This is a genomic window from Kitasatospora sp. NPDC059462, assembly GCF_042749955.1.
Taxonomy (GTDB): domain Bacteria; phylum Actinomycetota; class Actinomycetes; order Streptomycetales; family Streptomycetaceae; genus Kitasatospora.
The window spans coordinates 1-2449 of record NZ_JBHYUU010000376.1 but is presented as its reverse complement, the minus strand read 5'-3'; the positions used below and the strand labels follow the sequence as shown (position 1 = coordinate 2449).

Here is a 2449-nt window from a genome sequence, read left to right as displayed (position 1 = left end):
CGCGAGGCCTGTTCGCCCGGTGGCGTCAGGCGAGGCGCGCCGACCGGTGACGGAGCACCGGCCGTGGCGGGCCGGCGGTCCGGGGGTCAGCTGGCGATGTTCGAGATGGACTTGGCGATCTGGCTCAGGAAGTCCTGGATCGGCTTGGCCGCCGTGCTCTGGTTGAGCATGAAGCCGAACAGCGCGGCCAGGATGAAGTGCCCGACCTTCAGCTGCTTCTGGCGGATGAAGATGAAGCAGATGATGCCGAACAGGACCAGCGCGGAGACGGAGAGTGCCACCCGGACTCACTTCCTCGTTCTTTCATAGCGGGGCGCCACCGGCGGACGACCCCTGCGAAGCCGGACCCCGGCCTGTCCGACGGTCCCGAGGCGGAACGGCAGTTCGTCCGGCACGTCGAGGCCGGAGAGAAGGCCGCCCGGTACGGCCGCACGGTGTCCGTCGTGCCGCATGTGACGCCCCCCATCCCCCGAATCCTGAACAGTCCCGCCCGGACTCAGTGTGGTCGACCATGCCGATTGCGTAAAGGTCTGACAGTCGGTCGAACGCCGATATCCCGCGATGCGAGACGAGTTTCCGCCGACCGGGACGATAGCCGGGACATCCCGGCGAATCGTCGGCGGGGTGCCGCTGAGCGGCCGGGAAACGTTCGGCGGGCCGGACCGGAACCGGCAGGTCCGCTCTGCTTGCAGGGCACCGGAATTGGCTGAAGATCAGCTCCGGGGCTTGACAGCGGCTGCCACCGGCACGTGCCCCCGCCCCGCCGCCGTGCCGGGGCCCCGGCGGGCCCGTCGCCCGCCGCTCAGTCGCGCCAGAACAGCAGCACCGCGCGGTCGTCGTTGATGTCCCGGGCGACCGTCTCGATCAGCCGGGAGGCCGCGCCGCCGACCGCTCCCGGGCCGCCCGGCACCAGCCGGTCCGCCTCGCCCATCAGCCGGTCCATGCCCTCCGAGAGGTCCCGCCCGGGCGCCTCCACCATGCCGTCGGTGCACAGCATCAGCACGTCGCCGCGGTTCAGCCGCCCCCGCACGCCCTCGAACTTGGCGCCGTCGTAGATGCCCAGCGCCGGGCCCTCCAGCGCCTCCTTGACCTCCCAGCGCCCGGCGCCCGCCAGCCGCTGCATGCCCGGCAGGTGCCCGGCCGAGAGCAGTTCGTACTCGCCGGTGTCCAGGTCGAGGACCAGGTGCACGGCGGTCGCGAAGCCCTCCTCCCAGGACTGCCGCAGCAGGTAGCCGTTGGCCGCGGGCAGGAAGTCGTGCGCGGGCAGCGAGCCCAGCAGCCCGCCGAACGCGCCGGAGAGCAGCAGCGCCCGCGAGCCGGCGTCCATGCCCTTGCCGGAGACGTCCGCGAGGACCACCTCCAGCACCCGCCGGCCGGGGCCGGTGCGGTCGGCGACCACGAAGTCGCCGGAGAAGGACTGCCCGCCGGCCGGGCGCAGCGCCATGTCGGCGTGCCAGCCGTCCGGCAGCCGGGGCACCCGGCTCTGCACCCGCAGCCGCTCGCGCAGGTCGAAGAGCATCGTCGAGCCGCCCCACCAGGGCACGCCCACCCGGCTGCGGAACTGGGCCAGCAGCAGGCCGCCGACCCCGGCCGCGCCGACCACCAGGGCGGCACCGGGGGTGACCCCGTAGGTGTAGGACTCGGGGTGGTCGCTGGCCACCCGCTGGCCGGTGTGGATGACCGACTCGGCGGACAGGCCGAGCGCGGCGAGCGCGTACAGCACCACCAGCGAGCCGGGGCGCAGCAGCAGGGCCGCCGCCAGGATCGGCAGGACCAGCGCGGTGGGCGGGGCCCAGGCGGGCCACCAGACGTTGAGCAGGATCAGCAGCGGGACCAGCAGGGCGAGGGCGCACAGCACCGGCCAGTCGGCGGCGCCGCCGCGGAACCAGTCGACGGCGGCGGTGCGCAGCCTTCGGCGGACCCGGCGGAGCCTCTTGCGCAACCGGGCCGTCACGGGGTCGGACGCCGGGGCGGCGCCGGGCCTCGTCGCAGTCGTCTGGGGCGGTGTGCCCGGCGCTCTGCCAGCCATGGGGACCGACCCTATCCAGCGCTCCCGGTCGGCGTCGACGGGCCGGGCGGGGGCGGGGGCGGGGTGGCGCGGGCGCGTCAGCGGGTTTCGGCCGATTGCGGCGGGCGGCGTCCGGGGCGTCAGGAGGCGTACGGGCACAGGGCGTACGAACCGCCCGGGCGGCGCGCGCCCCGTCGTGCGGACGGCCGGGCGCGGCGTGCGCCGGGGCGCGCGCTGTGGCCGATCACACAGCGATCCCCCGGCCGCCGTCCGGGCGCCGGCCGGCCGGTTGCGCACCCCGGTGCGCGGGGCCGCGGGGAACGCGGCGGGGGGGCGGCGCGGGGGGGGGGGCCCGGCCCCGGGGCGGGGCCGGCCCGGGGGGGGGGGGGGGAGCGGCCGGCTCGGAGTTTTAATAAAAAAACAGCACCGCGGACCAGTAAT

2 protein-coding genes are annotated in these 2449 nt (G+C 75.3%); both read right to left on the bottom strand.

The annotated features are described in order from the left end of the window. Nucleotides 1-86: 86 nt before the first annotated feature. A complete protein-coding gene (locus tag ACFXAM_RS38535) occupies nt 87-281 on the bottom strand; it encodes a hypothetical protein (RefSeq protein ID WP_355372342.1) in 195 nt (64 codons plus the stop codon). 521 nt (nt 282-802) lie between these two features. Next, entirely contained in the window at nt 803-1942 is a 1140-nt protein-coding gene (locus ACFXAM_RS38530) for a PP2C family protein-serine/threonine phosphatase (RefSeq protein ID WP_380298572.1), read from the bottom strand. Between the last annotated feature and the right edge of the window lie 507 nt (nt 1943-2449).